We start from the raw sequence: 24,688 nt of genomic DNA on the forward strand, positions 1-24,688 counted from the left end.
TCCCCCGGCGGCGCCCCGCCACGGTGCTCGCCATGAGCCCCGGCACCCGGGCCGCCGTCCTCAGCGGCCGGATGCTGCCCGAGCTCGTCCGCGTCGCCGACGTGGACGCCGATCTGCTGCTGACCGGCTTCGACCACGACGATCCCGAGCTCCACCGCCGCCTCGCGGAGGCCGAGGTGCTGTTCACCGGCTGGGGCTGCCCTCCGCTCGACACCGGGGCGCTGGACCGGATGCCGCGGCTGCGCGCCGTGGTGCATGCCGCCGGGAGCGTCAAACACCATGTCACGGAGGCCTGCTGGGAGCGCGGTCTGCTGGTCTCCAGTGCCGCCGCCGCAAATGCCCTACCGGTCGCCGAGTACACGCTCGCCGCGATCCTGTTCGCCAACAAGCGGGTCCTGGAATCCGCCCACGCCTACCGGGCGGCGCGCGCCCCGATCGACCTGCTGCGCCGCTACCCGGCCGTCGGCAACTACCACCGCACCGTCGGCATCGTCGGCGCCTCGCTCATCGGCCGACGCGTCATGGAACTGCTGCGCCCGTTCGACCTGCGGGTGCTCGTCCACGATCCGTACGTCGACCCGGCCGAGCTCGCCACGCTGGGCGGCGAGTCCTGCGCGCTCGACGAACTGCTGCGCCGCAGCGACGTGGTGAGCCTGCACGCCCCCGCGCTCCCCACGACCCGCCATCTGCTGGACGCCGCCCGGCTGGCCCTGATGCCGGACGGCGCGACGCTCGTCAACACCGCGCGGGGCTCGCTCGTCGACACCGTGGCGCTCACCGAGGAGCTGGTCGCGGGACGGCTGCACGCCGTGCTCGACCACACCGAGCCCGAGGTTCTGCCCACCGGCTCCCCGCTGTACGACCTCCCGAACGTACTGCTCACCCCGCATGTGGCGGGCTCGTTGGGCGGGGAGCTGGACCGGCTGGCGGCCACCGCGGTCGAGGAACTGGAGCGGTACGCCATGGGCCTGGACTTCCGCTACGCCGTCGACCGCGGGCGGCTCGCCTACTCGGCCTGAGGCGCGGCCGCCGCCGCCTGCACCGTCGCCACGAGGCCCTCCAGGTAGTCCCGGCCCCGTGCGAGCTGTCCCGGCAGCTCGGCGGCGCCGGGATACCAGCGTTTCTCGTACTCCCAGCAGAGCCAGCCGTCCGGCGGTACGGCGGCCACCGCCTCGGCGAGCGGCAGCACTCCGGTGCCGAGCCCGAGGGGGGTCAGCTCCTGCGCCGACGCCACGTCCTTCACCTGTACGTAGCCCAGGTGCCCGGCCAGGGACCGCCGCGTCTCGGCCGGGGACTCGCCCCCGAGCCAGGTGTGCAGTACGTCCCACAGCGCGCCCGCACCGCAATGCGCGACCCGGTCCAGCACCCGCCCGGCGGCGGCTCCGGTCCGGTGCGAGTCGTGCGTCTCGAGCAGGATCCGCACCCCGTGCCGCTCGGCGAACGGCGCGGCGGCGGCCAGCCGGCGTACCGCATGCGCGTCGGCGACGGCCGCGGACTGCTGGGCTCCGCCGGGGAACACCCGGACGTACGGGGCTTCGAGGTCGGCGGCGAGCCGCACCAGGCCGTGCAGTTCGGCGAGGACCGGCTCGTCCGCTCCGGGGGCGGCCACTCGGGCATAGCCCGCGACCCCGAGGACCGTGACGCCGGCGGCGGTGAGGGTGCGCAGACCCGCCGCACGGTCGGCCGGCGGGCTGTCGGGGTGCAGGGGCTCCTCGGGGTGGGCGCGCAGTTCGAGGCCGTCGTAGCCGTGGGCGGCGGCGAGGGCGGCGGTCCGGTCGAGCGGCGTGCCGGGCAGGCCGAGCGTGGAGTAGGCGTACCTCACGGACGGCTCGCGCCGGCCGGGGGCGGCGCGGTGGAGCCGCGCACCATGAGCTCGGTGGGCAGGGTGGTGATGCCGCCCGGGGGCAGCGGTCTGCGGCCGGTGACCAGCTGGGCGGCGAGTATGCCCGCCTCGCGCAGCGGCACGCGCACGGTGGTGAGCGCGGGGGCGGTGTCGACGCAGAAGGGGAGGTCGTCGAAGCCGGCGACGGAGACGTCTTCGGGGATGCGCAGACCGGCCTCGCGCAGGGCCGCGGCCACTCCGGTGGCGACGGTGTCGTTGGCCGCGGCGACGGCGGTGAAGGGTTCCCCGCGGCGCAGCAGTTCGCGGGTGGCGTCGTAGCCGGCGGAGCGCTCGAAGCCGGCGTGCACGGTGAGCGGGTCGCAGGCCGCGGGCAGGGCGGGATCGTGGCGCCGAAGCGCCTCGACGTGTCCGCCGAGCCGCTCCCGGGTGGTGCTCAGCCCCGGGGGGCCCGCGACGTACGCGATGCGCCGGTGGCCGAGCGTCAGCAGGTGCTCGGCGAGGCGGAAGGTGCCACCACGGTCGTCGAACATGACGGTGGCGACGGGCAAAGCGGCGGATACGGGCAGCGGGGGCCGGCCGCACAGGACGACGGGCGCTCCGGTGCCCGCCATCCGGGTGATGCGGGCGGTGAGCGCCGCGGTGTGCCCCGGCTCCTCCACGGCGCCGCCGGTCAGGACGACCCCGCCGGCCCGCTGGCCCTCCAGCAGGGTGAGGTAGGCGAGTTCGGCCGCGGGGGCGCCCTCGGTGTTGCAGACGACGGCGAGCCGGCGGGCGTCCGGCCGGCTCGCAGGCGAGAGGGCGCTCTGCAGGGATCCGGCGAGGATGCCGAAGAAGCTGTCCGCGACGTCGTGGACGAGGACGCCGATCAGGTCGGACGTGGCGGCCGCGAGGGCGCGGGCGGGGCCGTTGGCCACGTAGCCGAGCTGTTCGACGGCTTGTTCCACCCGCGTCCGGGTGCCCCCGGCCACCGGGTATCCGCCGTTGAGCACCCGCGAGACCGTCGCGGGCGATACGCCCGCGTGCGCCGCGACCTCGGCGAGAGTCACCGCCATCCTGCACCCCTCCTGCTCGTCCCGGGTCATCGTCTCATCCGGTGTGTGCCCCTCCATACTCCCCGATGAAGAAAGCGCTTTCCATCACCCGAATGAGTGTTGCGCGGTGACGATTCCCGGGCCTAGCCTGAACTGAGTGAAAGCGCTTTCTATCGAGGCTTTCCAGCACAACGCACGACCGAGCACGAAGAAGACAAGCGCCGGCACGAAGGAGGGGACACCGTGGAACGCAGGACGATCAAGGTCGCCATGAACGGCGTGACCGGGCGGATGGGATACCGCCAGCATCTGGTCCGCTCGCTGCTCGCCCTGCGGGAGCAGGGCGGGCTGGACCTGGGCGACGGCCGGGTGCTGTGGCCCGAGCCGGTGCTGGTCGGGCGCCGGGAGCCGGCGCTGCGGGCCATCGCCGAGGAGCACGGACTGGAGCACGTCAGCACGGACCTGGCGGCCGTGCTGGCCGACCCCGAGGTCGAGATCTACTTCGACGCCCAGGTCACCGGTGCCCGCGAGGCCGCGGTCCGGCAGGCCGTGGCGGCGGGCAAACACGTGTACTGCGAGAAGCCGACCGCCCTGACCTTCGCGTCCTCGCTCGAACTGGCCCGCCTGGCCTCGGCGGCGGGGGTGAAGCACGGCGTGGTCCAGGACAAGCTGTTCCTGCCGGGCCTGCTGAAGCTGAAGCGGTTGATCGAGGGCGGCTTCTTCGGCGAGATCCTCTCCGTGCGCGGGGAGTTCGGGTACTGGGTCTTCGAGGGGGACTGGCAGCCGGCCCAGCGGCCGTCGTGGAACTACCGGGCCCAGGACGGCGGGGGCATCGTCGCCGACATGTTCCCGCACTGGGAGTACCTGCTGCACGAGCTGTTCGGCCGGGTCCGCACGGTGCAGGCCCTGGCCCGTACGCACATCGGCCGCCGCTGGGACGAGGAGGGCAAACCGTTCGAGGCGACGGCGGACGACGCCGCGTACGGCGTGTTCGAGCTCGAGGGCGGTGCCGTCGCGCAGATCAACTCCTCCTGGGCGGTGCGGGTCCACCGGGACGAGCTGGTGGAGTTCCAGGTGGACGGGACGCACGGGTCGGCGGTGGCCGGGCTGCGCGGCTGCCGCATCCAGCACCGCGGGGCGACACCCAAGCCGGTGTGGAACCCCGATCTGCCGCAGCCGGAGGCGTTCCGCGCCCAGTGGCAGGAGGTCCCGGACAACGTCCCCTTCGACAACGGCTTCAAGGCTCAGTGGGAGCTGTTCCTGCGCCATGTCGTACTCGACGAGCCCTGGCAGTGGGACTTGCTGGCCGGTGCGCGCGGGGTGCAGCTCGCCGAACTGGGGTTGCGGTCCTCGGCGGAGGGCCGGCGGCTGCCGGTGCCGGAGGTGGTCCTGTGAGCATCCGGCTGCCGTCTCCGGACGGCGGCTACCGCCTGCACCGGCCGTGTGGCAATCCGCTTCCTCCATTGGTCTGCGGTCCGGCGCGCAGCCGCAGGTTCTATGCGGCCGCGCATGTGGTCGCGGATCCGCTCGCGGCCTCGGCGGGCGGCTCGGGGCAGACCGGTCAGGAGGTGGACTGGGAGGCGACGCTGGCGTTCCGGCACCGGCTGTGGGCGCAAGGCCTCGGCGTCGCGGAGGCCATGGACACGGCGCAGCGCGGGATGGGCCTGGACTGGCCGGCCGCGGCGGAGCTGATCCGCCGGTCCGCCGCCGAGGCCCGGGCGGTGGGCGGCCGGATCGTCTGCGGCGCGGGCACCGACCAGCTGACCCCGGGCAGGCACGCGCCGGCCGTCATCACCGCGGCGTACGAGGAACAGCTCGCGCACATCGAGGCGTGCGGGGCGGGGGCCGTCCTGATGGCCTCCCGCGCCCTGGCGGCCGCGGCGCGCGGGCCGGAGGACTACCTGGAGGTGTACGGGCGGCTGCTGCGACAGAGCGCCCGGCCGGTCGTCCTGCACTGGCTCGGCCCGATGTTCGACCCGGAGCTGGCCGGGTACTGGGGCCACGCCGACCTCGACGCGGCCACCGAGGTGCTCCTGAAGATCATCGCCGACTGCCCGGAGAGGGTGGACGGGGTCAAGGTCTCGCTGCTGGACGCGGAGCGGGAGCGGGACATCCGGCGCAGACTCCCGCCCGGCGTGCGCTGCTACACGGGCGACGACTACCACTATCCGGAACTGATCGCCGGGGGCGGGGAGGGGGCCGACGACGGGGAGCCCGGCAGCGACGCGCTGCTGGGCGTCTTCGACCCGATCGCCCCGCTGGCCGCCCGTGCGGCGCTCGCCCTCGACCGCGGCGATGCTGCGGGGTTCCGGGAGCTGCTGGATCCGACGGTGGTGCTGTCCCGGCACCTGTTCGCCCCGCCGACCCGCCACTACAAGACGGGGGTGGTGCTGCTGGCCTGGCTGGCGGGGTACCAGGAGCACTTCACGATGGTGGGCGGGCTGCAGTCGGCCCGGCCGCTCCCCCATCTGGCCACCGCGTACGAACAGGCCGATCTGCTGGGTCTGTTCCCCGATCCGGAGTTCGCCGAGGCGCGGATGCGCCGGCTCCTCGCGGTCTACGGGGTGGCGTCATGAGCCGGGGGCCGGCGCCTGCCCGGTTCAGCCTCAACCAGGAGACGGTCCGGCAGTGGTCGATGCCCGAGCTGGTCGCCGGGTGCGCGGAGGCCGGAGTGGGCGCGGTCGGGCTGTGGCGGGATCCGGTCCGGGAGTTCGGGCTGCGCGAGACGGCGAAGCTGTGCGCCGGGGCCGGCCTGCGGGTCAGCTCGCTGTGCCGCGGCGGGTTCTTCACCGCCGCCGATCCGGCGGGGCGTGCGGCGGCCCTCGAGGACAACCGCCGGGCCGTGGAGGAGGCAGCCGAACTGGGCGCCGACGCACTGGTCCTGGTCTCGGGGGGCTTGGCCGCCGGCGACCGGGACCTGGTCGGGGCACGGCGGCGGATCGCCGACATCGTGGGCGAACTGGCCCCGTGGGCCGACGCGCACGGGATACGGCTGGGGATCGAGCCCCTGCATCCGATGTTCGCCGCGGACCGCTGTGTGGTCTCCACCCTCGGCCAGGCGCTGGACATCGCCGAGCAGTTCCCGGCGCGACAGGTGGGGGTGGTCGCCGATGCGTACCACCTGTGGTGGGACGAACGACTGCCGGCCGATCTGCGCCGTGCGGGTGCGGGCGGGCGGATCGTGTCGGTCCAGGTCGCCGACTGGGTGACCCCGCTCCCCGAAGGGGTGCTGCTGGGCCGGGGGCAGCTGGGCGACGGCTGCATCGATCTGCGGGCGTTCCGGGAGCTGGCCGACGAGGCCGGTTACCGGGGCCCGGTGGAGGTGGAGATCTTCCATCCGGGGCTGTGGGCACGGGACGGCTCCGAGGTGCTGAGGGAGGTGATCGACCGCTACCGCGAGCACGTGGCGTGAGGCAGGCCGAGCGGGGCGGGTGAGGGGCCGGTGCGGGAATCGGTGCGGGAATCGGTACGGGATCGGACAAGGAGCAAGCGATGACAGACGTGTGGAGTCGGCGCGCCTTCCTCTCCGCAGCGGGCGGGGGTGCGCTCCTTTGGGGAGCGCCCGCCACGCGGGCGGGGGCTGCGCCGGCAGGCGAGGTCCACGACGCCATGAGGGCGGTGTGGCGCGGTCTCTTCCTGGGCGGTGAGATCCCGGCCGCGGCCGAGCCGTTCCGTTCGAGACTCGCCGACCTCGGCGTCCTGGCCGGCGGATGGCGCTCCGCCATGGCTCCGGCGGCCGGCTCGCTCTGGCCCGACCTGGGGTACGGCAGCGACCCCGAGATGATGATGCAGAGCTACTACCGGCTGCGGGCGATGGCCGAGGCCTACGTCCGGCCCGGAACCGGGCTCACCGGGGACGGCGCGCTGCGCTCGGCCCTGCTGACCGGGCTGGACCATCTGCACGCGGACGTGTACCACGCCGGCCAGCTGCGGTACGGCAACTGGTACTGCTGGCAGATCGGCGCCCCGCAGGCCCTGCTGGATCTGTGCGTGCTGCTGTACGGGGAGTTGCCGGCCGCCCGGATCGCCGATTTCTGCGGCGCCGTCGACCACTTCGTCCCGGACTCGGCCGTCGGCTCGTACACCGGGACCAGCACCGGGGCGAACCGGGTGGACCTGTGCCGGGTGCTGGCGCTGCGCGGGGTGGCCGGCGGGGACCCGGCGAAGATCACTCTGGCCCGGGACGCGCTCGCGCCGGTGTTCCCGTACGTCACCGCGGGCGACGGGCTCTACCGGGACGGGTCGTTCGTCCAGCACACCTGGGTGCCGTACACCGGGACGTACGGGGCGGTGCTGCTCGGCGGGCTGGGGTTGCTGTTCGCTCTGCTGAAGGGCACTCCGTGGCAGGTCACGGACCCCGGGGCGCAGATCGCCTTCGACGCGGTGGAGCGGGCCTGGGCGCCGTTCCTGTTCAACGGGCTGGTCATGGACTCCGTGTCGGGGCGGGCGGTGAGCCGGGGTCTGCTGGTCACCGACCCTCGGCAGGTCCAGCAGGACGACCACGCCCGGGGGCATGCCGTGCTCGCCGCGATCCTGCTGCTCGCGGAGGGCGCGAGCGCCGCCGAGCGGGCCCGCTGGCGGGGGCTGGTGAAGGGGTGGATGGCCCGGGACTACTACAGCCGCCCCCTCGCGGACACGGCGCTCGCGCTGTCCTCCCTCGCCCGGCTGGCGGAGGTCGAGTCCGACACGTCGGTCACGGCGCTGCCCGAGCCGGTCGGGCACCGGCTGTTCGCGTCCATGGACCGGGCCACCCACCGGCGGCCCGGCTGGGCGGCCTCGCTGTCCATGGCCTCGAAGCGGATCGCCCACTACGAGACGGGCAACGGGGAGAACCTGCGCGGCTGGCACACCGGGAGCGGGATGCTCTCCTGGTGGGGGGATACGTACGGCAACGGCCAGTACTCGGACGCCTTCTGGCCCACGGTGGACCCGTACCGGCTGCCGGGGACCACCGTGTCCCGGAAGGTGCTCGCCGACGGGGCGGGCGGTGACTGGGGCGCGTCCCGGCCCGACGCGGCGTGGGTGGGCGGGTCGACCGACGGGGAGTTCGCCTCGCTGGGCCAGCACCTGCGCGGGCTCGGCAGCACGCTCACGGCCCGCACGTCCTGGTTCTTCCTCGACGACACGATCGTCTGCCTGGGGGCCGGGATCCGCTGCTCGGACGGGACCGCGGTCGAGACGGTCATCGACAACCGCAATCTGGGCGCTTCCGGTACGCATGCCCTGACCGTGGGCGGCACGGTCCAGCCGGCCACCCTCGGCTGGTCGGCGGCCTTCGCCTCCCCCGGCTGGGCGCACCTGGCCGGATTCGGCGGGTACGTGATGTCGGGCTCCGGGCCGTTCAAGGCCCTGCGGGAGGTGCGCACCGGCCGGTGGAGCGACATCAACCGGGGCGGCTCCACCACAGCCCTGACCCGGCGCTACCTCACCCTCTGGTACGACCACGGCACGACCCCGGGCAGCGCCGGATACGTGCACCAGGTGATGCCGGGGGCGACGGCTGCCCGGACCGCGGCCCGGGCCGCCGCTGCGGGGTGGCTGGCCGTACTCGCCAACTCGGAGACGGCCCAGGGCGTCTCGGTGCCCTCGCTGGGCTTCACCGGGGTCAACTTCTGGCAGGCAGGGTCGGCCGGCCCGCTGGGAGCGGGAGCACCGTGTTCGGTGACGGTGCGTGAGAGACCCGACGGTACGGCCGCGGTGTGCGTCTCGGACCCGGCCCGCGCGCTGACCTCATTGACCCTGGTCTGGAACCGCCCCGTCGCCGCCGTGCTGACGCGGCCGCCGAGCCTGGTCTCGGAGGCCACCGGCGACCGGTTGCGGCTCGGCTTCGGGGATCTCACCACGGCGGCGGGGGCCGTACAGCAAGTGGTGGTGCGGCTGGGGTGAGCCGGGAGACGGGTGCGGGGCGGGCCGTCCGGGAGGACGGCCGGGCCGGTAGCAGAGGGGCGTCAAGCGTGACATAACGTGCCCTCCATGGATCAGGAGCACATAGCCGGGGCCGGGAGCGGCGAGGGCGCGGGCAGGCGGCGGTTCCTCGCGATCGCGACCGGGGCGGCGACCGCCGCCGGGCTCGGGGCCGTGGCGGGCTGCGCGAACGGAACCGGCGACGGGGCGGCGGCAAACGGTGAGGGCACCGGGCCGACGCCCGGCGGGGCGGCGGGGAAGGGCGGGCCGGCCGGTTTCGACGTCAAGGCCGAGAACGCCAAGCCCGGGAACGGCGACTGGCATGTGACCAAGGCCGGACCGGCGCGGGCCATCGAGGGGTTCGCCGACAAGGTCAGCGTCCTGCCCGGCGAGTCCTTCGGCCTGCACGTGTCCACCACCGCGCCCCGGTTCACCGTCTCCGCCTACCGGATGGGCTGGTACGGCGGCGCCCGGGCCCGGCTGGTGTGGCGGTCCGAGGCCCTGCCCGGCGTACGCCAGCCCGAGCACACGGTGGACCCCGCGACCCGGATGGTCCGCACCCGGTGGCCCCGTACGACCACCGTCGACACCAAGGACTGGCCGGAGGGCTGCTACCTGCTACGCCTGGACGCGCAGGGCGGCGAGGGGCAGCGTTTCGTCCCGGTCACCGTGCGCTCGGCGGCGAGCGCCGGCCGTACGGTCGTCGTGAACGCGGTGGCGACCTGGCAGGCGTACAACCGGTGGGGCGGGTACGGCAGCTATGACGGCCCCAGCGGCGGCTACGCGTCGCGCTCCCTCTCCGTCACGTTCGACCGGCCGTACGAGTACGACGACGGCGCGGGCCTGTTCCTGGTGTACGAGGCCCCGCTGCTCGCCCTCGCCGAACGGCTCGGCATACCGCTGGCCTACGCGACGACCACCGACGTGGCGCGGGAGAAGCGGCTGCTCGAAGGGGCCGCGGCGGTGCTGTCCCTCGGCCACGACGAGTACTGGTCGCCCGAGCAGCGGGCCCACTTCACCGCCGCCCGGGACGCCGGGACCAACATCGCGGTCCTGGGGGCGAACTGCTGCTTCCGCCGGATCCGGCTGGAGCCCTCCGATCTCGGGCCGGACCGTACGGTGGTCTGCTACAAGTCCTCCTACGACCAGGATCCCGGTTTCAAGCGGGGCCACCCCGCCACCGTCGACTTCCGCTCGGCGCCCGGCGCCGACCCGGAGAGCTCGCTGCTCGGCGTGATCTACGACGGCTACCCGGTGGACGCCCCGTACGTGGTGACCCACCCCGGCCACTGGCTGTTCGAGGGCACCGGCGTCAAGGCGGGCGACCGCTTCGCGCACCTGGTGGGCGTGGAGTACGACAAGATCAACACAAGTTTTCCGACGCCCCGGCCGATCGAGATCCTGGCCCACTCCCCCGTGGTGTGCGAGGGCCGCCCCAGCCACCAGGACACGGCGTACTACACGGTGCCGAGCGGTGCGGGCGTGTTCGCGACGGGGACCATGCGCTGGGTGGAGGCCCTGGACGCCACCGGCGACGGCCGCAGCGGGGCGAACCACGGCCTCGACGCGAAGGCGGGGGCGCTGACCACCCGGGTGACGGAGAACCTGCTGCGGGCCTTCGCGGCGGGTCCGGCGGGGCGGACGCATCCGGCCCAGGACAACGTCAAGGCGGTGTACGGGGGTTCGCCATGACCGGAATGCGGTGGACTGACCCGGAAGCGGCCCTTAGGATCGTGATCACGGCATCGCGTGTCGGTCACCGACCGGGTGAGGCATGGAGGTGCCCGTGATGTGCCTTGCGGAGGCATTCACTCATGCCAGTACAGCTCAACCACACGATCGTCCACTCCCGTGACAACCGGGAGGCCGCCGAGTTCCTGGCGGACATCCTCGGCCTCGAGGTCGGCACCGAATGGGGCCCGTTCGTCCCCGTCGAAACCGCCAACGGCGTCACCCTCGACTTCGCGACCGCCCCGGCCGAGTCCATCACCGTCCAGCACTACGCGTTCCTCGTCTCCGAGGAGGAATTCGACGTCTCGTTCGGGAAGATCCGGGCAGGCGGGGTCCCGTACTTCGCCGACCCGTACATGAAGCAGCCCGGCGAGATCAACCACAACGACGGCGGCCGCGGCGTCTACTTCCTCGACCCGTCGGGCCACGGCATGGAGATCATCACCCGCCCGTACGGCTACACGGAACCCACGGCCTAGCCTCCAGATCGGGCGGTCGAACGCCGTCGGGCCCGGCCCCTGGGGAGGGGACGGGCCCGACGGCGCGCACTGCTTGCAGGGGCGGCAGGATTCGAACCTGCGACATCTGGTTTTGGAGACCAGCGCTCTGACCAGCTGAGCTACACCCCTTCGGTGAGACCAACTCTGACACGGAGCGCAGCGAAGATCCAAATGGATTTATGGGTCATCTGGGTGGAAGTTCGGCTCACATGTGTGCGCCGGCGGTCCGGAGCCAGCCGGTCGGGGCTTGGTTTCCGCTGGTCAGAGCGATGCCCAGCGGGGTCGGCCGTCGTACCCGATCGAGTCGACGTCCACCCGGTGAGACAGGAGGTACGGGACGGCCGGGAGTTGACCTCCGTGGCAGGCGGACCTGAAGGCGCCGCCGAGGTCGTCGGCGAGCGGATCGTCGGAGCGCGGGCCCGGCAGGTGGCGGGACCGCGGGGCGCGGAGGATCGTGGGCAGGGGAATCCAGGGAGGAGGCTCCGCCATGCGCCGTCCGTCCCGGCCGCCCCGACCGCGCCCGGCGCCCCTGACGCGCCGCCTCCGAAGCCCCCTGGCCGCGCTCCTCCTCCTCGCCCCCGCCCTGCTCGGTGCCCTCGGTCCGGACGGCTCCGGGGAAACGATCCCGCTCTCCGGCAGCGAGCCCGGCCAGCACCTCGACGTCACCCTCACCAGGGTCGTCGACCCGGCGGCGGATCCCGGGCCGGCGCCCGCGGACTCCGCCTCCGGGTCCGGCTCCGGCTCCGGCTCCGATCGGCTGGTCGCCGTGCAGTTCCGGCTGGAGAACACCGGGACCGCCGTATACCAGGACTCCCCCGCGAAGTGCTCACACCTGCTGGACTCCGACGGGCAGCGGTTCACCGGCTCCCATGCCACGACCGCTGCCGGTCCCGCGTTCCCCGAGACCGTCTCCCTCTCCCCCGGCGGCTCGGCGCTCGGCTTCGTCACCTTCCGCCTGCCGAACCACGCCGCCCTCGCCGCGGTCCAGTTCGCGCTGAACTCCGGCCTCTCCGACGACGTCGGCCACTGGAGCCTCTCCTGAGCCTCCCCTCAGCCTGACGGCCCGAGTTCCGGACGCCCCCTTGACCACCCTGGTCCAGACCAATAGTTTCCGGCATGCACCGCGCACGCGTCCCGCACCGCTCCCGCATCCGCAAAGGAAGCCCATGCGCCGCAGCATGCTCGGCAGGCTGGCCGCCGCCGCCTGTTCCCTCTCCCTGCTCACGGCCCTCGCACCGTCCGCCGCCGCGCAGGGCGACGGCGGTCACGACCGCTCGTACAAGCGGGTCGGGTACTTCACCCAATGGGGCGTCTACGGACGGGACTTCCAGGTCCAGGACCTCGAGACGAGCGGCACCGCCGGCAAGCTCACCCACATCAACTACGCCTTCGGCAACATCAGCGCGGACGGCACGTGCTTCACCGGGAACGTGCCGGGCGAGGCCGACGCCTGGGCCGACTACGTGCGCCCGCTCGACGCCGTGAACTCCGTCGACGGGGTCGCCGACAGCGCCGAGCAGCCGCTCGCCGGGAACTTCAACCAGCTGCGCGAGCTCAAGGCCAAGCACCCGGGCCTCAAGGTCCTGCTCTCCCTGGGCGGTTGGAGCTGGTCCACGCACTTCTCGGACGCCGCGCTCACCCCGGCCTCCCGCAAGGCGCTCGTACAGTCCTGCATCGACCTCTACATCAAGGGCAATCTGCCGCAGAACGGCGCCCGCGGCGGCGCGGGCGCGGCGGCCGGCGTCTTCGACGGGATCGACCTCGACTGGGAGTGGCCCGGCTCGGCGGGTGACACGGACACGAAGTACCGGCCGGAGGACAAGCAGAACTTCACGGCGCTGGTGAAGGAGTTCCGTGCGCAGCTCGACGCGTACGCACGCAGCCGGAAGCGGAAGGAGAAGTACGAGCTCACGGCCTTCGTCCCGACGGCCCCCGCCAAGATCGACGCGGGCTTCGACGTCCCCCGCATCATGCGCGACCTCGACTTCGTGACCCTCCAGGGCTACGACTTCCACGTCTCCGGCGAGCCCACCACCGCCCAGCAGTCCGCGCTCCGCGCCCGCGGCGACTTCAGCGTGGCCGGCACGGTGGAGGCCTGGCGCCACCGCGGGGCGCCGGCGCACAAGCTGATGACGGGCATGCCGTTCTACGGGCAGGGCTGGACCGGTGTCAGCGGCGGCGGGGACGGCATGGGACAGCCGGCGACGGGCCCGGCCCCGGCGACCTGGGCGGCCGGGTACGAGGACTACAAGGCGCTGAAGAAGCTCGCCGGTTCGGGCACCTACAAGGTCTACCGCGACCGGCGCGGCGGCCACGCCTGGCTGTTCGACGGCAGCACCCTGTGGACGTACGACGACCCGCAGGTGCTGCGGAACAAGGCCGCGTACATCCGCGAGAACGGCCTGGGCGGCGCGATGTTCTGGTCGCTGGACGCGGACACCGCCGACGGCGAGCTGATGACGGCCGTCGACCGGGGCCTGGGCGGCCGCTGACCGCCACGATACCGGCGCCGCCGGGCCGCGGAAAATGACCCGGCCCGGCGGCGCCCCACCGCGTACGCTCCCCCGCCATGAGGAACACGACGGTACGGGCGGTCAACCGACTCACCACACGCTGGGCGCGGCAGGCGGTGACCGGCGACCACGGCACCGTTCTCACGGCGGCCGGGGTCTGGCCCCTGCTGGCGTTCCTCGCCGACGGCGCGGGCGGCCCGGCCCGCGCCGAACTCGCCGAAGCCCTCGGGATACCCGCCGGGTCCGCGGCCGCGACCGCCCGGGAGCTGCTGGCCGGCCTGGCCGGCGTGCGAGGCCTCCAGGCGGCCACCGGGCTGTGGACCAAGGCGGACCTCTCCCTGCACGAATCCTGGCTGGCGGGACTCCCGGAGGGCGCCCGCGGCACCCTGACCGGCGACGAGGAAACCGACCGCAAGGCCCTCGACGAATGGGCGGCGGACCGGACGGGCGGGCTGATCGAGCGCATGCCCGCCCCGCTGAACGACGACACCCGGCTGGTCCTCGCCTCGGCGCTCGCACTGCGGCTGAAGTGGATCCAGCCGTTCCGGACCGGAAGCGTCGATCTGTCCGAGGGCCCGTGGGCCGGGCGGTCGGCGCTCGCGCTGTACCGCAGCACCTCCCTCCTGGACCGCGTCCGCGTGGCGCAGACGCCGACCGGCCCCGTGACGCTGCTCGAAGTCGTGGGCGACGGCGGGGTGGACGTCCACCTGGTGCTGGGCGAGCCCGGCGCCCGCCCGGGGGAGGTCCTCGCCGCCGGCGCCGCCGCCGTCACCCGGGCCGTGCCGTCGACGGGCGCGAGCCTGCTTCCCGAGGGGAACCCGGGCCCGGGACTGCACATCGGGACGGTCCGGTCGGTGGGTCGTGAACCCCTCCTGCGCATCGGGACGGTGGCCTTCGAAGTCGGCGCGGACCACGATCTCCTCGACCACGCCCGGCTGTTCGGCCTGCACACCGCCGCGGACGCCCGGTCCGGGCATTTCCCCGGGATCGGCTCCGAACCTCTTGCCGTCGGATCGGCCCGGCAGTCGGCGATGGCCCGCTTCCACGCCGAAGGCTTCGAAGCCGCCGCCGTGACCGCCGTCGCTGTGGCCGCGGGCTGCGCCCTCCCCCGCTACCGGTACCGGGTCCGCCACGCCCAGGTCTCCTTCCACCGGCCCTTCGGCTTCCTCGCCGTCCACCGCACCTCCCGCCTGGTGCTCGCAGCGGGGTGGGCGGCCGAGCCGGTTACCCTCACGCCATGACCTCCGAAACGATCACCGCGGCAGCATCCGGCACATGGCGGCTCGGCGACCTCACCGTCCGCCGCATCGGCTTCGGCGCCATGCGCCTGACGCATCTCGCCGACGGCTCCCCCAGCGACCGTGAGCGGGTGACTTCCGTACTGCGCCGGGCCGTCGAGCTCGGCGTGAACCACATCGACACCGCCGCCTTCTACTTCTCTCCGCTGCGCTCCGCCAACGAGCTCATCAACCGGGCCCTGGCCCCGTACGCCGACGACCTCGTCATCACCACCAAGGTGGGGCCGGGCCGGAACTCCGCCGGGGAGTGGTGGTGGGCCACCCCCGAGCAGCTGCGCGGGCAGGTCGAGGAGAACCTGCGCCAGCTGGGCCGGGACCACCTCGACGTGGTCAACCTGCGGGTACCGCGCCAGGAGACGACCGGTTCGATCGCCGAGCACTTCGGCGCCCTCGCCGAGCTGCGTACGGCCGGCCTCATCCGCCACCTCGGGGTGTCCAACGTACGGCCCGACCACCTCGCCGAGGCGCGGGCCATCGCGCCGGTCGTGTGCGTGCAGAACCCGTACGGGATCGGCTCCCCGGCCGAGGACCACGCCTTCCTCGACGCGTGCGGGCAGCAGGGCATCGCCTTCGTGCCGTTCTTCGCGATCGCCGGCGCGGGCAAGGAGGCCGGGGTGGTCGCCGAGGACGCCGAGCAGGTACGGGCCGTCGCCGAGGCCCACGGTGTGTCGGCGGCGCAGCTGCGGCTCGCCTGGACCCTGAACCGGGGCCCGCACGTCCTGGCCATCCCGGGCACCGGGAACCCCGACCACCTGGTCGAGAACATCGCCACCGGGGCGCTGAAGCTGTCCCCGGAGGAGATCGCGCTACTCGAAGCCGCTTAGGGGGTGGGCGGCGGCCAGGGCCGCCGTTTCGGGGAACGCGGGGACGTGGCCCGTGCCGCCACGGCCGGAGACCGAGAGGGAGGCGGCCGCCATGCCGCACGCGACGGCGTCGGCGAGGCGGTCGCCCAGGGCGAGCCGGGCCGTGGCAGTGCCGGTGAAGCAGTCCCCGGCTCCGGTCGCGTCGACCGGAGCCGGGTTGACGGGCACGGGGTGGTAGCCCGCCCGCGTGCCGTCGTCGAGCAGCAGCCGGCCGGCGCCCGCGGTGACGACGACCGTCGGGGCGCCCAGGGCGCGGCAGCGGGCGGCGGCGGTCCGCGGATCGCCGGTGCCGACCAGGGCCTGTGCGTCTGCCGGGCAGGAGGTCTTGAGGAGCCCGGTCAGCGGGGCGATCCGGGCCAGCAGCTCCCGGGCCTCGGCCCGACCGGTCAGGCGGGGGCGGAAGTTGGGGTCGTACGAGACGTGACCGCCGGCGGCGTGCACGGCCTCGGCGCCGGCCACCACGGCGTCGCGGCTGCTCGGGGACAGTGCACCGGTGATCCCGCTGGTGACGAGGGCCTTGGCGCCGGTCAGCAGGTCGCGCCAGGACTCGATGTGCCGGGTGGACAGGGTGGAACCGGCGCTGTGGGTGCGCCAGTAGACGAAGGCCCGGTCGCCCTCGGTGTCGGAGCCGAGCAGGTAGGCGCCGTTGGGGCGCGGGGCGCGGCGTACGTGCGAGACGTCCACGCCGAGCTCGGCCGCGCGCTGGAGCAGCGGGAGGCTGAGCTCGTCGTCGCCGACGACGGTGAGCAGGGCGGTCCGGGCCCCGGCGGCCGCGGCGGCGGCCGCCGCGTTGAGGGCGTCGCCGGAGTAGGAGATCCGGGCCCCGGTGCCGTCGGCGGCTTCGCCCAGGGCGCTGTCGGCGTGGATCTCGACGAGGACCTCGCCGAGGACGAGTACGTCGTAGCCGGTACGGGGCACGGACGCGGGCGCCATGCTCAGCACCCCTCGGCGGTGCAGCGGGAGCAGCACGGCCGTGCCAGCGCGGCGAAGACGGCGGCCAGTTCACCCGGATCGTCGGGCAGGCCGCTGCCGATGCCCACGGCGGCCGCCCCGGCGGCGAGCCACTCCGGGATCTCGCCGGGCCGGATCCCACCGGTCGGGATGAACAGCGCCCCGGGCAGGACCGCCTTGAGGGAGCGGATGAACTGCGGGCCGCCGACGTGCGCCGGGAACACCTTGGCGGCGCCCGCGGACCTGACGGCGGAGGCGATCTCGCCGGGGGTGAAGCCGCCCTCGACGAAGACCGCGCTGCGGCGGGCGGCGACGGCGCGGACCTCGGGGGCCGGATAGGGGGAGATCAGGAAGGCCGCGCCCGCGTCGAGGGCGGTCTCGGCGTCGGCGGCGGCGGTAAGGGTGCCGACGCCGATCAGCGCGGGCCGGCCGTACGCGTCGGCGAGCGGGGCGGTCCGGGCGACGGCCTCGGCCCAGCGGGGGGTGGAGGTGGTCAGCTCGACCGTGCGGCAGCCGGCGGCCAGCAGGGCGGTGGTCCGGCGGACCGCTTCGTCCGCGTCGGCGTTGCGCAGCACCGGCAGCAGGCACTGGGCGGCCATGGCGTCGTACGGGTGGCAGGACAACAGGACCCCTCCATCTGTTTCCCGGCAGCGGTTACCACCCACGCAGGGAAAATTGTTCCATGTAGTGGCACGGTGTACCGTGTAACGGAACGCCTTGCCGCTGACCCTACCCCCGCCCGCCCTGACTGTGGAGAGCGCATGCCCGACGACGGGAAGACGACGGAGGTGACCGGGGGTCCCGCGCGCGGTGGCCGGACCTCGGCGGCCGGCACGGCGCTGGAGAAGTCGATGCGGATCCTGGAGGCCGTGGCGGCGCCCGGCGGACCGCACCGGCTCACCGATGTGGTGGCGGCCGCGGCCGTGCCGAAGTCGAGCACCTTCCGGATCCTCGCCTCGCTGATCGAGCAGGGCTTCGTACGCCCGGAAAGCGAATCGCGGTACGGGGTGGGCCCCCGGCTGCGCGAGCTGTCCGCGCTGGTCACCGGCAGCGAGCCGCCGAGCATCGGGCGGATCCTCGGCGAGCTGCGCGGGACCACCGGCCAGACGGTCCATCTCGCCCTGCACAGCGGGGAGACGCTCACCTACATCCGGAAGCTGGAGAGCGACCAGCCCTTCCGGACGGCCTCCCGGGTCGGGATGCGGATGCCGCTGCACAGCACCGCCATCGGCAAGGCCATCCTGGCGCACCTGCCCGAGGAGGAGGTCCGGGCGCTGATCGCGGGCGCGGGGCTGCCGCGCCGCACGCCGCGGACCCTGACCGACCCGGGGGCACTGCTGGCGGAGCTGGAGGAGGTCAGGGCCCGGGGCTTCGCCGTGGACGACGAGGAGAACGAGCCGACGATCCGGTGCATCGGCGCCGCGATCCCGGGCCCGGCCGGCCGCCCGGTCGGCGGGGTCAGTGTCACCACCGTCGCGTTGCTCGTCTCCCGCGAGGAGATCGAGGCGTACGCACCCGCCCTGCGCGCGGCCACGCAGGCGCTGGCTCCGCTGCTGTAGGACAAGGCGCGAGCGGCCTTCGCGGCCCGCCGGCAGCAGCCCGAGGACCTGGTCGGACGCGTGGTGACGGGCAACGTCCTGGGGGATGCGATGCTCGCCGCACTGCGGCGGATCGCCAGGCGGGCGGACCGGCCGCGGCGCCGCCCTCCGCAGGCTCCGGAAAGTTCTCCGGGTTCTTCTTCCGGAAAACCGTTATCCGGGCCGCGCTCGACGGTCTCCCAGGTATCGGGCATCATCGACCGCCGGTACGGACAGGGAACCTCACATGACTACACAGCACACGGCAGCGCTGGTGGCAGCCGCCCGCGCGGGCGATGCCCGCGCGCAGGACGAGCTGGTCAGCACCTATCTGCCGCTCGTCTACAACATCGTCGGGCGCGCTCTGAACGGCTCCTGCGACGTGGACGACGTGGTGCAGGACACGCTGCTGCGGGCGCTCGACGGGCTCGGCACCCTGCGGTCGGACGAGAGTTTCCGGTCCTGGCTGGTGGCGATCGCCATGAACCGGGTGCGGGCGCACTGGCAGGCCCGGCACAGCGCCCCCGGCGAGAGCGGACTCGAAGCCGCCTGGGAGCTGGCCGACCCGGGCGCCGACTTCGTTGACCTGACCGTCCTGCGGCTCCAGCTCGAAGGCCAGCAGCGGGAGACGGCCCGTGCCACCCGCTGGCTGGAGACCGACGACCGGGCCCTGCTGTCGCTGTGGTGGCTGGAGTGCGCCGGTGAGCTGACCCGTGCCGAGGTGGCAGCTGCCCTCGAACTCTCCCCGCAGCACACGGCGGTACGGGTGCAGCGGATGAAGGCGCAGCTGGAGTCGGCCCGGGTGGTGGAGCGGGCGCTCGGCGCGCAACCCCCGTGCGAGGCGCTGCGGACGGTGACCGCCGGCTGGGACGGTCTGCCGTCGACCCTGTGGCGCAAGCGAATAGCCCGGCACGCGCGCGAGTGCGTGCAGTGCGCAGGGCTGTGGAGCGGATTGCTCCCGGCGGAGGGGCTGTTGGCCGGTCTGGCCCTGGTCCCGGTCTCGGTGGCGCTGCTGGCCGGTGTACGGGCGGCCGCGGCGGGCGGCATCGTCCCGGCGGGCGCGGCGTACGCCTACGACGGCGGCTCGGGGACGGGCACGGGCGTCGACGGCACGGACCTCGACAGCACGGGATTCGACGGCCAGGACTTCGGCGGCCCGGGATTCGACGGTGTGGGATTCGACGGCACGGGATTCGACGGCACGGACTTCTCCGACGACGCGACCCGGCTCACCCCCAGCGTCTCCGGTCAGGGCGGCATACCGGACGCCGCTCCCGGCGGCGGCCGCAGCGCCCTGCGCAAGCGCCGCCAGAGCCGCCGCCGGGCGATCGGCGGCGCGGTGCTCGCCGCGTGCGTCGCGGGCGGCGGGCTCGCCTACCTCGGCGGCCTCTCCGGCTCGGACGACAAGGAGACCGGCGCCGCACCTGCAACCCCGCTCTCCGCACTGTCGGCGCCCGACGCCGGCTCGGCCCCGCCCTCGGACTCGGGCTCGCCCTCCGCCTCCGCCTCCCCGTCGCCGTCGGCCTCCGCCTCGCCGAGCCCGTCCGCCGAGAGCCCGAGTCCGAGTCCGTCTCCGACCAAGTCCAAGGCGCCGGCGTCGCCTCCGCCCGCGCCGGCTCCGGCGCCCGCCCCGGCGGGGGTCGCGGGCCAGGTGATCGCGCTGGTCAACTCCGAGCGTGCGGCGGCCGGCTGCGGCCCGCTGAAGGATGACTCGCAGCTGCGGGCGGCCGCCCAGGGGCACTCCGACGACATGGCGGCCCGGGACTTCTTCGCGCACACCAACCCCGACGGCGCCGACCCGGGGAAGCGCACGACGGCCTCCGGGTACCGCTGGTCGACGTACGGGGAGAACATCGCGAAGGGCCAGCAGACCGCGGCCTCGGTCATGGACTCCTGGATGAAGAGCCCGGGCCACCGCGCCAACATCCTCAACTGCTCCTTCAAGGACATCGGGGTGGGCATCCACACGGGCCCGGGCGGCCCTTGGTGGACGCAGAACTTCGGCGCCAAGATGTGATCCGGACACTCCGTCCGAGCAGGCCCGAGTGCTTCACATTTGATGCAGGATGGAGACTGGAGCCGAACAGGCTGATCAGAGCGGACGGACGGAGCACGTCGCATGGCGAAGAAGGAGCTCCGGCCGCACCAGCGCGAGGCCGTCGACGCCGTACTGCGGGCGCTCGAGCTGCCGGCCGGGGGCCGGGTGCCCGAGGGCGGGCTCCGGACCCAGGTGATCATGGCGACCGGCTCCGGGAAGTCCCTGGTCGCCGTGCGCTCCGCCGAGGAGCTGCGCGCCGGGCGGGTGCTGGTCCTCGTGCCCTCGCTGGACCTGCTCGTACAGACGGTGACGGCGTGGCGTGAGGGCGGCCGGACCGCGCGCGCCCTCGCCGTGTGCTCGCTGCGCGCCGAGGACGCGGGCGTACCGGCCACCACCGATCCGGCCGAACTGGCCCGCTGGGCCGTCCGGTCGGCGGACCGGCTGACGGTGTTCGCCACGTACGCCTCGCTGGGCCTCGGCACGATCGAGCGCGCCCACCTCGCCGGGCTGCCGGGCTGGGACCTGGTCGTGGTCGACGAGGCGCACCGTACGTCCGGGCGGATCGGCAAACCGTGGGCCGTGGTGCACGACAACACCCGGATCCCCTCCGTCCGGCGGCTGTACATGACGGCCACGCCGCGGGTCTGGCAGGACGGCGCGGAGCCGGAGGAGGGCGAGGAGTCCGAAGCGTCCGAGGAGGCCGGCCGCGGGCGGGGCGATCTCGTCGCGTCCATGGAGGACGATGCGGACGGGCCGTTCGGCGCGCGCTGCCACACCCTCTCCCTCGCGGAGGCCATCGACCGCGGCATTTGCGCCCCGTACCGGGTCGTGTGCGTGGACGTCAGCGACCCGGGCTTCCAGGCGGCGGTGCTGCTGGGCGCCGACGGGCGCTCGGACGCCGTGCGCGGGGCGCGGCTGGCGGCTCTGCAGGCGGCGCTGATCAAGGCCGCCGCCGACCAGGGTTTCCGGCGGACCCTCGTCTTCCACCACCTGACCAGGGAGGCCGAGGCCTTCGCGGCCGGGCTGCCGGCGGTGGTGGAGCGGCTGCGGGCCGCGCCGCGTGACACGCCGGGGCCGGCGTATCCCCGTACGGTCTGGGCGGACTGGCTGTGCGGGCAGCACACGGCGGTGCACCGACGGCGGGTGCTGGAGCTGTTCGCGGCGGACGGGGTCGCCGACAAGGCCTTCCTCGGCAGTGTCCGGGTGCTGGGCGAGGGCGTGGACACCAAGGAGTGCGACTCCGTCTTCTGGGCCGACGTACGGGGTTCCATGCCCGATCTGGTCCAGGCCGTCGGGCGGGCGCTGCGGATCCACCCCGGCGAGGGCAAGGTCGCCTCGCTGGTGGTCCCGGTGCTGCTGGGGCCGGGCGAGACGCCCGAGTCGATGCTGACCTCGCGCTCGTACGGGGACCTCGCTCGGCTGCTGGAGGCGCTGCGGGCGCACGACACCCGGCTCGTCGAAGCGCTGGCCCAGCCGCAGGCGCCGAGCCGGCCTCGGGGGGAATCCGGAACCGAGGCGGTGACGGGCGCGGGCATGCGGACGGGGGCGCAGGCCCTGCTGAGCTTCTCCACACCGCGGGATCCGGCGCTGCTGGCGGCGTTCATCCGGCTGCGCGTGCTGCACCCGGAGCGCGAGCACTGGCGGCGCGGGGTGGAGGCCGCCCGGATCTACGCGGCCAGGGCCGGGGACCTGCGGGTGCCGTTCGCCTTCAGGGTGCCGAAGGCGGCCCGGCCGGCCGCGGAGCAGCCGGCCGCCGAGGCCTGGCCGTCCGGGCTGGCCCGGTTCCCTCTGGGCCAGTGGATCGCGGACGTGCGGCGCACCCACCGCCGGGGCGCCCTCGGCCGGGAGCGGGTCGCGCAGCTCGACGAACTCGGCATGGTGTGGAGCCACTTCGACGTGGCCTTCGAGGAGGGCCTCGCGGCGGCCCGCGGCTGGGCGGCGGAACACGGCCACCTGCTGCCGCCCGTGGAGGCCACCTGGCGCGGCGCGCCGGTCGGGGTGTGGGTCAAGAACCAGCGGGCCGCCGCCCGTCGCGAGGGCCCCGGTGCCCTGCCCGAAGAGCGCCGGGAGGCGCTGGAGGCCATCGACGCGTCCTGGTGCCCGGCCTGGGAGATCTCCTGGCAGCGCGCCTTCCATCTGACCCGCGTCCACCTCGACGCGGGCGGCGGGCTGCCGCTCACCCCGGGCGAGGTGGTCGTACAGGGCGAGGACCTGGGCCGGTGGGTCCGCACCCAGCGGCTGGCCTGGGAGCAGCTGACCTGGGCGCAGCGCTGGCTGCTGGAGCACACGCTGGGCGTGACCGGGGCGAGCGCGTCCGAGCGCCCGCGGCCGCGGCGCACGCAGGCCGAGAAGTGGGCGGAACACCTGGCGGCGGCCCGCCAGTTCCACACCCGCGAGCAGCACCTCCGGGTCCCCCGCAAGCACGTGGAACGGGTCGGCGGCCAGGAGCTGCGGCTGGGAGCCTGGATCGCCAACCAGCGCTCCCGTGCATCGGCCCTGACCCCGGACCGGGTCGCGGCCCTCGACGCGCTCGACATGCGCTGGTCGGCATCCGCCTGAGCGGCTGGATCAGCAGCCGGGACGCGTCATCAGTGCTCGTCCGCAACGGCCTCGGCCCCGTTGCGCCCGTGCATCAGGACGAAGGCCGGGTTGGCAGCGGCGGTGGCCGATTCCAGGCTCTCCGCCTCGTCCGCCCGCCCCTCGGACCGCAGGGCACGGACGACGTCGTGGACCACGGCCGCCTCGTTCCACTCGTAGTCGCCCGACCGGTAGACATCGAGGGCCGCGCCGAAGTCGGCGTGCGCCCTGCTCCGTCATGGAGTTCCCCCGTGGAATCGGCGCGACGTGTGTCGATGATGCCACGACCACGACCCGGCGAAGAGCTCTCCACGGGGCGGGTACGCCACCGGCGCCACCGCCCGGCGACGAGCGCGTCCGGACACTGCTTCGACGGCGCCCCCTAGTGGTGGAAGCCCGAGCGGGGCTCGGTCGCCGGGGCCGGCGGGGGTGTGGCGGTGAGGTGGTCCACCGCATGGCGCAGGTCCGAGACGAGGAGGGCGATCTGGTCGCGGGTCACTCCGTGGCGGATCAGCACGCGCTGGATGACGGTGTCGTCGCGGGCGGCCGGCAGCGGGTACGAGGGCACCTGCCAGCCGCGCATCCGCAGCCGGTCGGAGAGGTCGTACAGGGTGAACCCGGCGGCGGCCTCGTCGGTGAGCCGGTAGGAGACGGCGGGGAGGCCGCCGAGGCCGTCGTAGAGCAGGGTGAACGGGCCCGTGGCGGCGATCTCGCCGGCCAGGTACTGGGCGGTGGCGACGCAGGCCTCGTGGACGCGCCGGTAGCCGGAGCGGCCGAGCCGGAGGAACAGGTAGTACTGGGCGATGACCTCGCCGCCGGGGCGGGAGAAGTTCAGGGCGAAGGTCGGCATGTCGCCGCCGAGGTAGTCCACGTCGAAGACGAGCTCCTTGGGCAGCAGGTCGGCGGTGCGCCACACGATCCAGCCGACGCCGAGGGGCGCGAGCCCGTACTTGTGCCCGGAGGCGTTGACGGAGGCGACGCGCGGCAGCCGGAAGTCCCACACCACGTCGGGGTGGAGGAAGGGTGCGACGAAGCCGCCGCTGGCCCCGTCCACGTGGACCGGGATGTCCCAGCCGTGCTCGGCCTGGATCCGGTCGAGTTCGGCGGCGATCTCGGCGACGGGCTCGTAGTCGCAGGTGTAGGTGACGCCGAGGATGGCGACGACGCCGATGGTGTTCTCGTCGACGTACTCGGCGAGCTGGTGGGGTCGCAGGCCGGTGGCGTCGGGCTCGAGCGGGACCGGGCGCAGTTCCACGTCGAAGTAGCGGGCGAACTTCTCCCAGCAGATCTGGACCGGCCCGCACACCAGGTTGGGCCGGTCGGCGGGAAGGCCCTGGGCCTGGCGGCGGGCGCGCCAGCGGAATTTGAGGGCGAGGCCGCCGAGCATGGCGGCCTCGCTGGAACCGGTCGTGGAGCAGCCGGTGGCCGCGCCGCCGGCCGGTGCGTTCCACAGGTCGGCCAGGATGTTGACGCAGCGGGCCTCGATCTCGGCGGTCTGGGGGTACTCGTCCTTGTCGATCATGTTCTTGTCGAGGCACTGGTTCATCAGGCGGTGCACGCCGTCGTCGGACCAGGTGGTGCAGAAGGTGGCCAGGTTCTGGGCCGCGTTGCCGTCGAGGAGGAGCTCGTTGCTGAGCAGCTCGTAGACCACCTCGGTGGGTGAGTGCGCGTCGGGCATCCGGTGCTTGGGGAGGATCTGGCCGCTCAGCGCGGACGTGAACACGTCCGTGTCGGTGTCACCGGCGGGCACGTCTTTCGTCTCATGAAGAGCCATATCCGGACTATAAGTGACTGATCATTACAAAGGCGGCTTCAATCCCCTTGGGGGAGGATTCGGGCGCCGACACCGAGAGCTTCCGGCC

General features: G+C 73.9%; 21 protein-coding genes and 1 tRNA gene. 14 read left to right on the forward strand and 8 right to left on the reverse strand.

The window, feature by feature from the left end; genetic code table 11:
• Window positions 1-32: 32 nt before the first annotated feature.
• On the forward strand, window positions 33-1,019 hold the full coding sequence (locus IF09_RS0116780; protein ID WP_051832577.1) for a hydroxyacid dehydrogenase: 987 nt from the start codon (window positions 33-35) through the stop codon (window positions 1,017-1,019).
• Here the strand turns inward: IF09_RS0116780 and IF09_RS0116785 are convergent.
• Together IF09_RS0116785 and IF09_RS0116790 are read right to left on the reverse strand one after the other, a co-directional pair.
• Window positions 1,007-1,822 (reverse strand): sugar phosphate isomerase/epimerase family protein, encoded by an 816-nt coding sequence (locus IF09_RS0116785; protein ID WP_051832556.1) that lies wholly within the window; start codon window positions 1,820-1,822, stop codon window positions 1,007-1,009. The genes IF09_RS0116780 and IF09_RS0116785 overlap by 13 nt on opposite strands.
• Window positions 1,819-2,895 carry a LacI family DNA-binding transcriptional regulator gene (locus tag IF09_RS0116790; protein ID WP_030296475.1) on the reverse strand — a complete coding sequence of 359 codons (1,077 nt, stop codon included), beginning with the start codon at window positions 2,893-2,895 and terminating at the stop codon, window positions 1,819-1,821. The genes IF09_RS0116785 and IF09_RS0116790 overlap by 4 nt, the downstream gene beginning before the upstream one ends.
• A gap of 249 nt (window positions 2,896-3,144) precedes the next feature.
• Between IF09_RS0116790 and IF09_RS0116795 the strand changes: the two genes are divergently transcribed.
• The 6 genes from IF09_RS0116795 (at window position 3,145) to IF09_RS0116820 (ending at window position 10,988) form a co-directional block, all read left to right on the forward strand.
• A complete protein-coding gene (locus IF09_RS0116795) occupies window positions 3,145-4,269 on the forward strand; it encodes a Gfo/Idh/MocA family protein (protein WP_106975080.1) in 1,125 nt (374 codons plus the stop codon).
• Window positions 4,266-5,450, forward strand: coding sequence for a dihydrodipicolinate synthase family protein (locus tag IF09_RS0116800; protein ID WP_030296478.1), 1,185 nt, complete (start codon window positions 4,266-4,268; stop codon window positions 5,448-5,450). The genes IF09_RS0116795 and IF09_RS0116800 overlap by 4 nt, the downstream gene beginning before the upstream one ends.
• Window positions 5,447-6,286: a sugar phosphate isomerase/epimerase family protein gene (locus IF09_RS0116805; RefSeq protein WP_030296480.1), complete on the forward strand. Its 840-nt coding sequence runs from the start codon at window positions 5,447-5,449 to the stop codon at window positions 6,284-6,286. The genes IF09_RS0116800 and IF09_RS0116805 overlap by 4 nt, the downstream gene beginning before the upstream one ends.
• Before the next feature lie 80 nt (window positions 6,287-6,366).
• The gene (locus tag IF09_RS0116810) at window positions 6,367-8,760 is read left to right on the forward strand and encodes a polysaccharide lyase 8 family protein (RefSeq protein ID WP_030296482.1); all 2,394 of its coding nucleotides are present in this window, start codon (window positions 6,367-6,369) and stop codon (window positions 8,758-8,760) included.
• Between the two features lie 87 nt (window positions 8,761-8,847).
• Window positions 8,848-10,470: a N,N-dimethylformamidase beta subunit family domain-containing protein gene (locus IF09_RS0116815; protein ID WP_030296484.1), complete on the forward strand. Its 1,623-nt coding sequence runs from the start codon at window positions 8,848-8,850 to the stop codon at window positions 10,468-10,470.
• A 122-nt stretch (window positions 10,471-10,592) separates the two neighbouring features.
• Window positions 10,593-10,988, forward strand: coding sequence for a VOC family protein (locus tag IF09_RS0116820; protein WP_030296486.1), 396 nt, complete (start codon window positions 10,593-10,595; stop codon window positions 10,986-10,988).
• A gap of 76 nt (window positions 10,989-11,064) precedes the next feature.
• Here the strand turns inward: IF09_RS0116820 and IF09_RS0116825 are convergent.
• Both IF09_RS0116825 and IF09_RS0116830 read right to left on the reverse strand, forming a co-directional pair.
• A tRNA-Trp gene (locus tag IF09_RS0116825) sits at window positions 11,065-11,138 on the reverse strand.
• 132 nt (window positions 11,139-11,270) lie between these two features.
• Complete coding sequence (locus IF09_RS0116830; protein WP_030296489.1) at window positions 11,271-11,498, reverse strand: hypothetical protein; 228 nt, start codon at window positions 11,496-11,498, stop codon at window positions 11,271-11,273.
• On the opposite strand from IF09_RS0116830, the gene IF09_RS0116835 reads away from it, so the two are divergent.
• From IF09_RS0116835 to IF09_RS0116850, 4 genes are all read left to right on the forward strand, one after another.
• Window positions 11,497-12,051, forward strand: coding sequence for a hypothetical protein (locus IF09_RS0116835; RefSeq protein ID WP_051832557.1), 555 nt, complete (start codon window positions 11,497-11,499; stop codon window positions 12,049-12,051). The genes IF09_RS0116830 and IF09_RS0116835 overlap by 2 nt on opposite strands.
• A gap of 124 nt (window positions 12,052-12,175) precedes the next feature.
• Complete coding sequence (locus tag IF09_RS0116840) at window positions 12,176-13,501, forward strand: glycoside hydrolase family 18 protein (protein WP_030296491.1); 1,326 nt, start codon at window positions 12,176-12,178, stop codon at window positions 13,499-13,501.
• 77 nt (window positions 13,502-13,578) lie between these two features.
• Window positions 13,579-14,763 (forward strand): serpin family protein, encoded by a 1,185-nt coding sequence (locus IF09_RS0116845; RefSeq protein ID WP_030296492.1) that lies wholly within the window; start codon window positions 13,579-13,581, stop codon window positions 14,761-14,763.
• On the forward strand, window positions 14,760-15,644 hold the full coding sequence (locus tag IF09_RS0116850) for an aldo/keto reductase (protein ID WP_030296493.1): 885 nt from the start codon (window positions 14,760-14,762) through the stop codon (window positions 15,642-15,644). Before IF09_RS0116845 ends, IF09_RS0116850 begins: the two co-directional genes overlap by 4 nt.
• On the opposite strand, the gene IF09_RS0116855 is transcribed toward IF09_RS0116850, so the two are convergent.
• The gene (locus IF09_RS0116855; RefSeq protein ID WP_030296494.1) at window positions 15,627-16,616 is read right to left on the reverse strand and encodes a sugar kinase; all 990 of its coding nucleotides are present in this window, start codon (window positions 16,614-16,616) and stop codon (window positions 15,627-15,629) included. The genes IF09_RS0116850 and IF09_RS0116855 overlap by 18 nt on opposite strands.
• Before the next feature lie 2 nt (window positions 16,617-16,618).
• Window positions 16,619-17,257: a bifunctional 4-hydroxy-2-oxoglutarate aldolase/2-dehydro-3-deoxy-phosphogluconate aldolase gene (locus IF09_RS0116860; protein ID WP_234321028.1), complete on the reverse strand. Its 639-nt coding sequence runs from the start codon at window positions 17,255-17,257 to the stop codon at window positions 16,619-16,621.
• Window positions 17,258-17,395: 138 nt separating this feature from the next.
• Between IF09_RS0116860 and IF09_RS0116865 the strand changes: the two genes are divergently transcribed.
• From IF09_RS0116865 to IF09_RS0116875, 3 genes are all read left to right on the forward strand, one after another.
• A complete protein-coding gene (locus IF09_RS0116865) occupies window positions 17,396-18,193 on the forward strand; it encodes an IclR family transcriptional regulator (RefSeq protein ID WP_051832559.1) in 798 nt (265 codons plus the stop codon).
• 265 nt (window positions 18,194-18,458) lie between these two features.
• On the forward strand, window positions 18,459-20,228 hold the full coding sequence (locus IF09_RS0116870; protein ID WP_030296500.1) for a sigma-70 family RNA polymerase sigma factor: 1,770 nt from the start codon (window positions 18,459-18,461) through the stop codon (window positions 20,226-20,228).
• Window positions 20,229-20,330: 102 nt separating this feature from the next.
• Window positions 20,331-22,808 (forward strand): DEAD/DEAH box helicase, encoded by a 2,478-nt coding sequence (locus IF09_RS0116875; protein ID WP_030296501.1) that lies wholly within the window; start codon window positions 20,331-20,333, stop codon window positions 22,806-22,808.
• Window positions 22,809-22,837: 29 nt separating this feature from the next.
• Here IF09_RS0116875 and IF09_RS45665 read toward each other — a convergent pair whose 3' ends face one another.
• Both IF09_RS45665 and IF09_RS0116885 read right to left on the reverse strand, forming a co-directional pair.
• Complete coding sequence (locus IF09_RS45665; protein ID WP_158709994.1) at window positions 22,838-22,984, reverse strand: hypothetical protein; 147 nt, start codon at window positions 22,982-22,984, stop codon at window positions 22,838-22,840.
• A gap of 224 nt (window positions 22,985-23,208) precedes the next feature.
• Entirely contained in the window at window positions 23,209-24,600 is a 1,392-nt protein-coding gene (locus IF09_RS0116885) for a glutamate decarboxylase (RefSeq protein ID WP_030296503.1), read from the reverse strand.
• Window positions 24,601-24,688 lie beyond the last annotated feature (88 nt).

This window comes from Streptomyces katrae (assembly GCF_000717655.1).
Taxonomy (GTDB): Bacteria; Actinomycetota; Actinomycetes; order Streptomycetales; family Streptomycetaceae; genus Streptomyces; species Streptomyces katrae_B.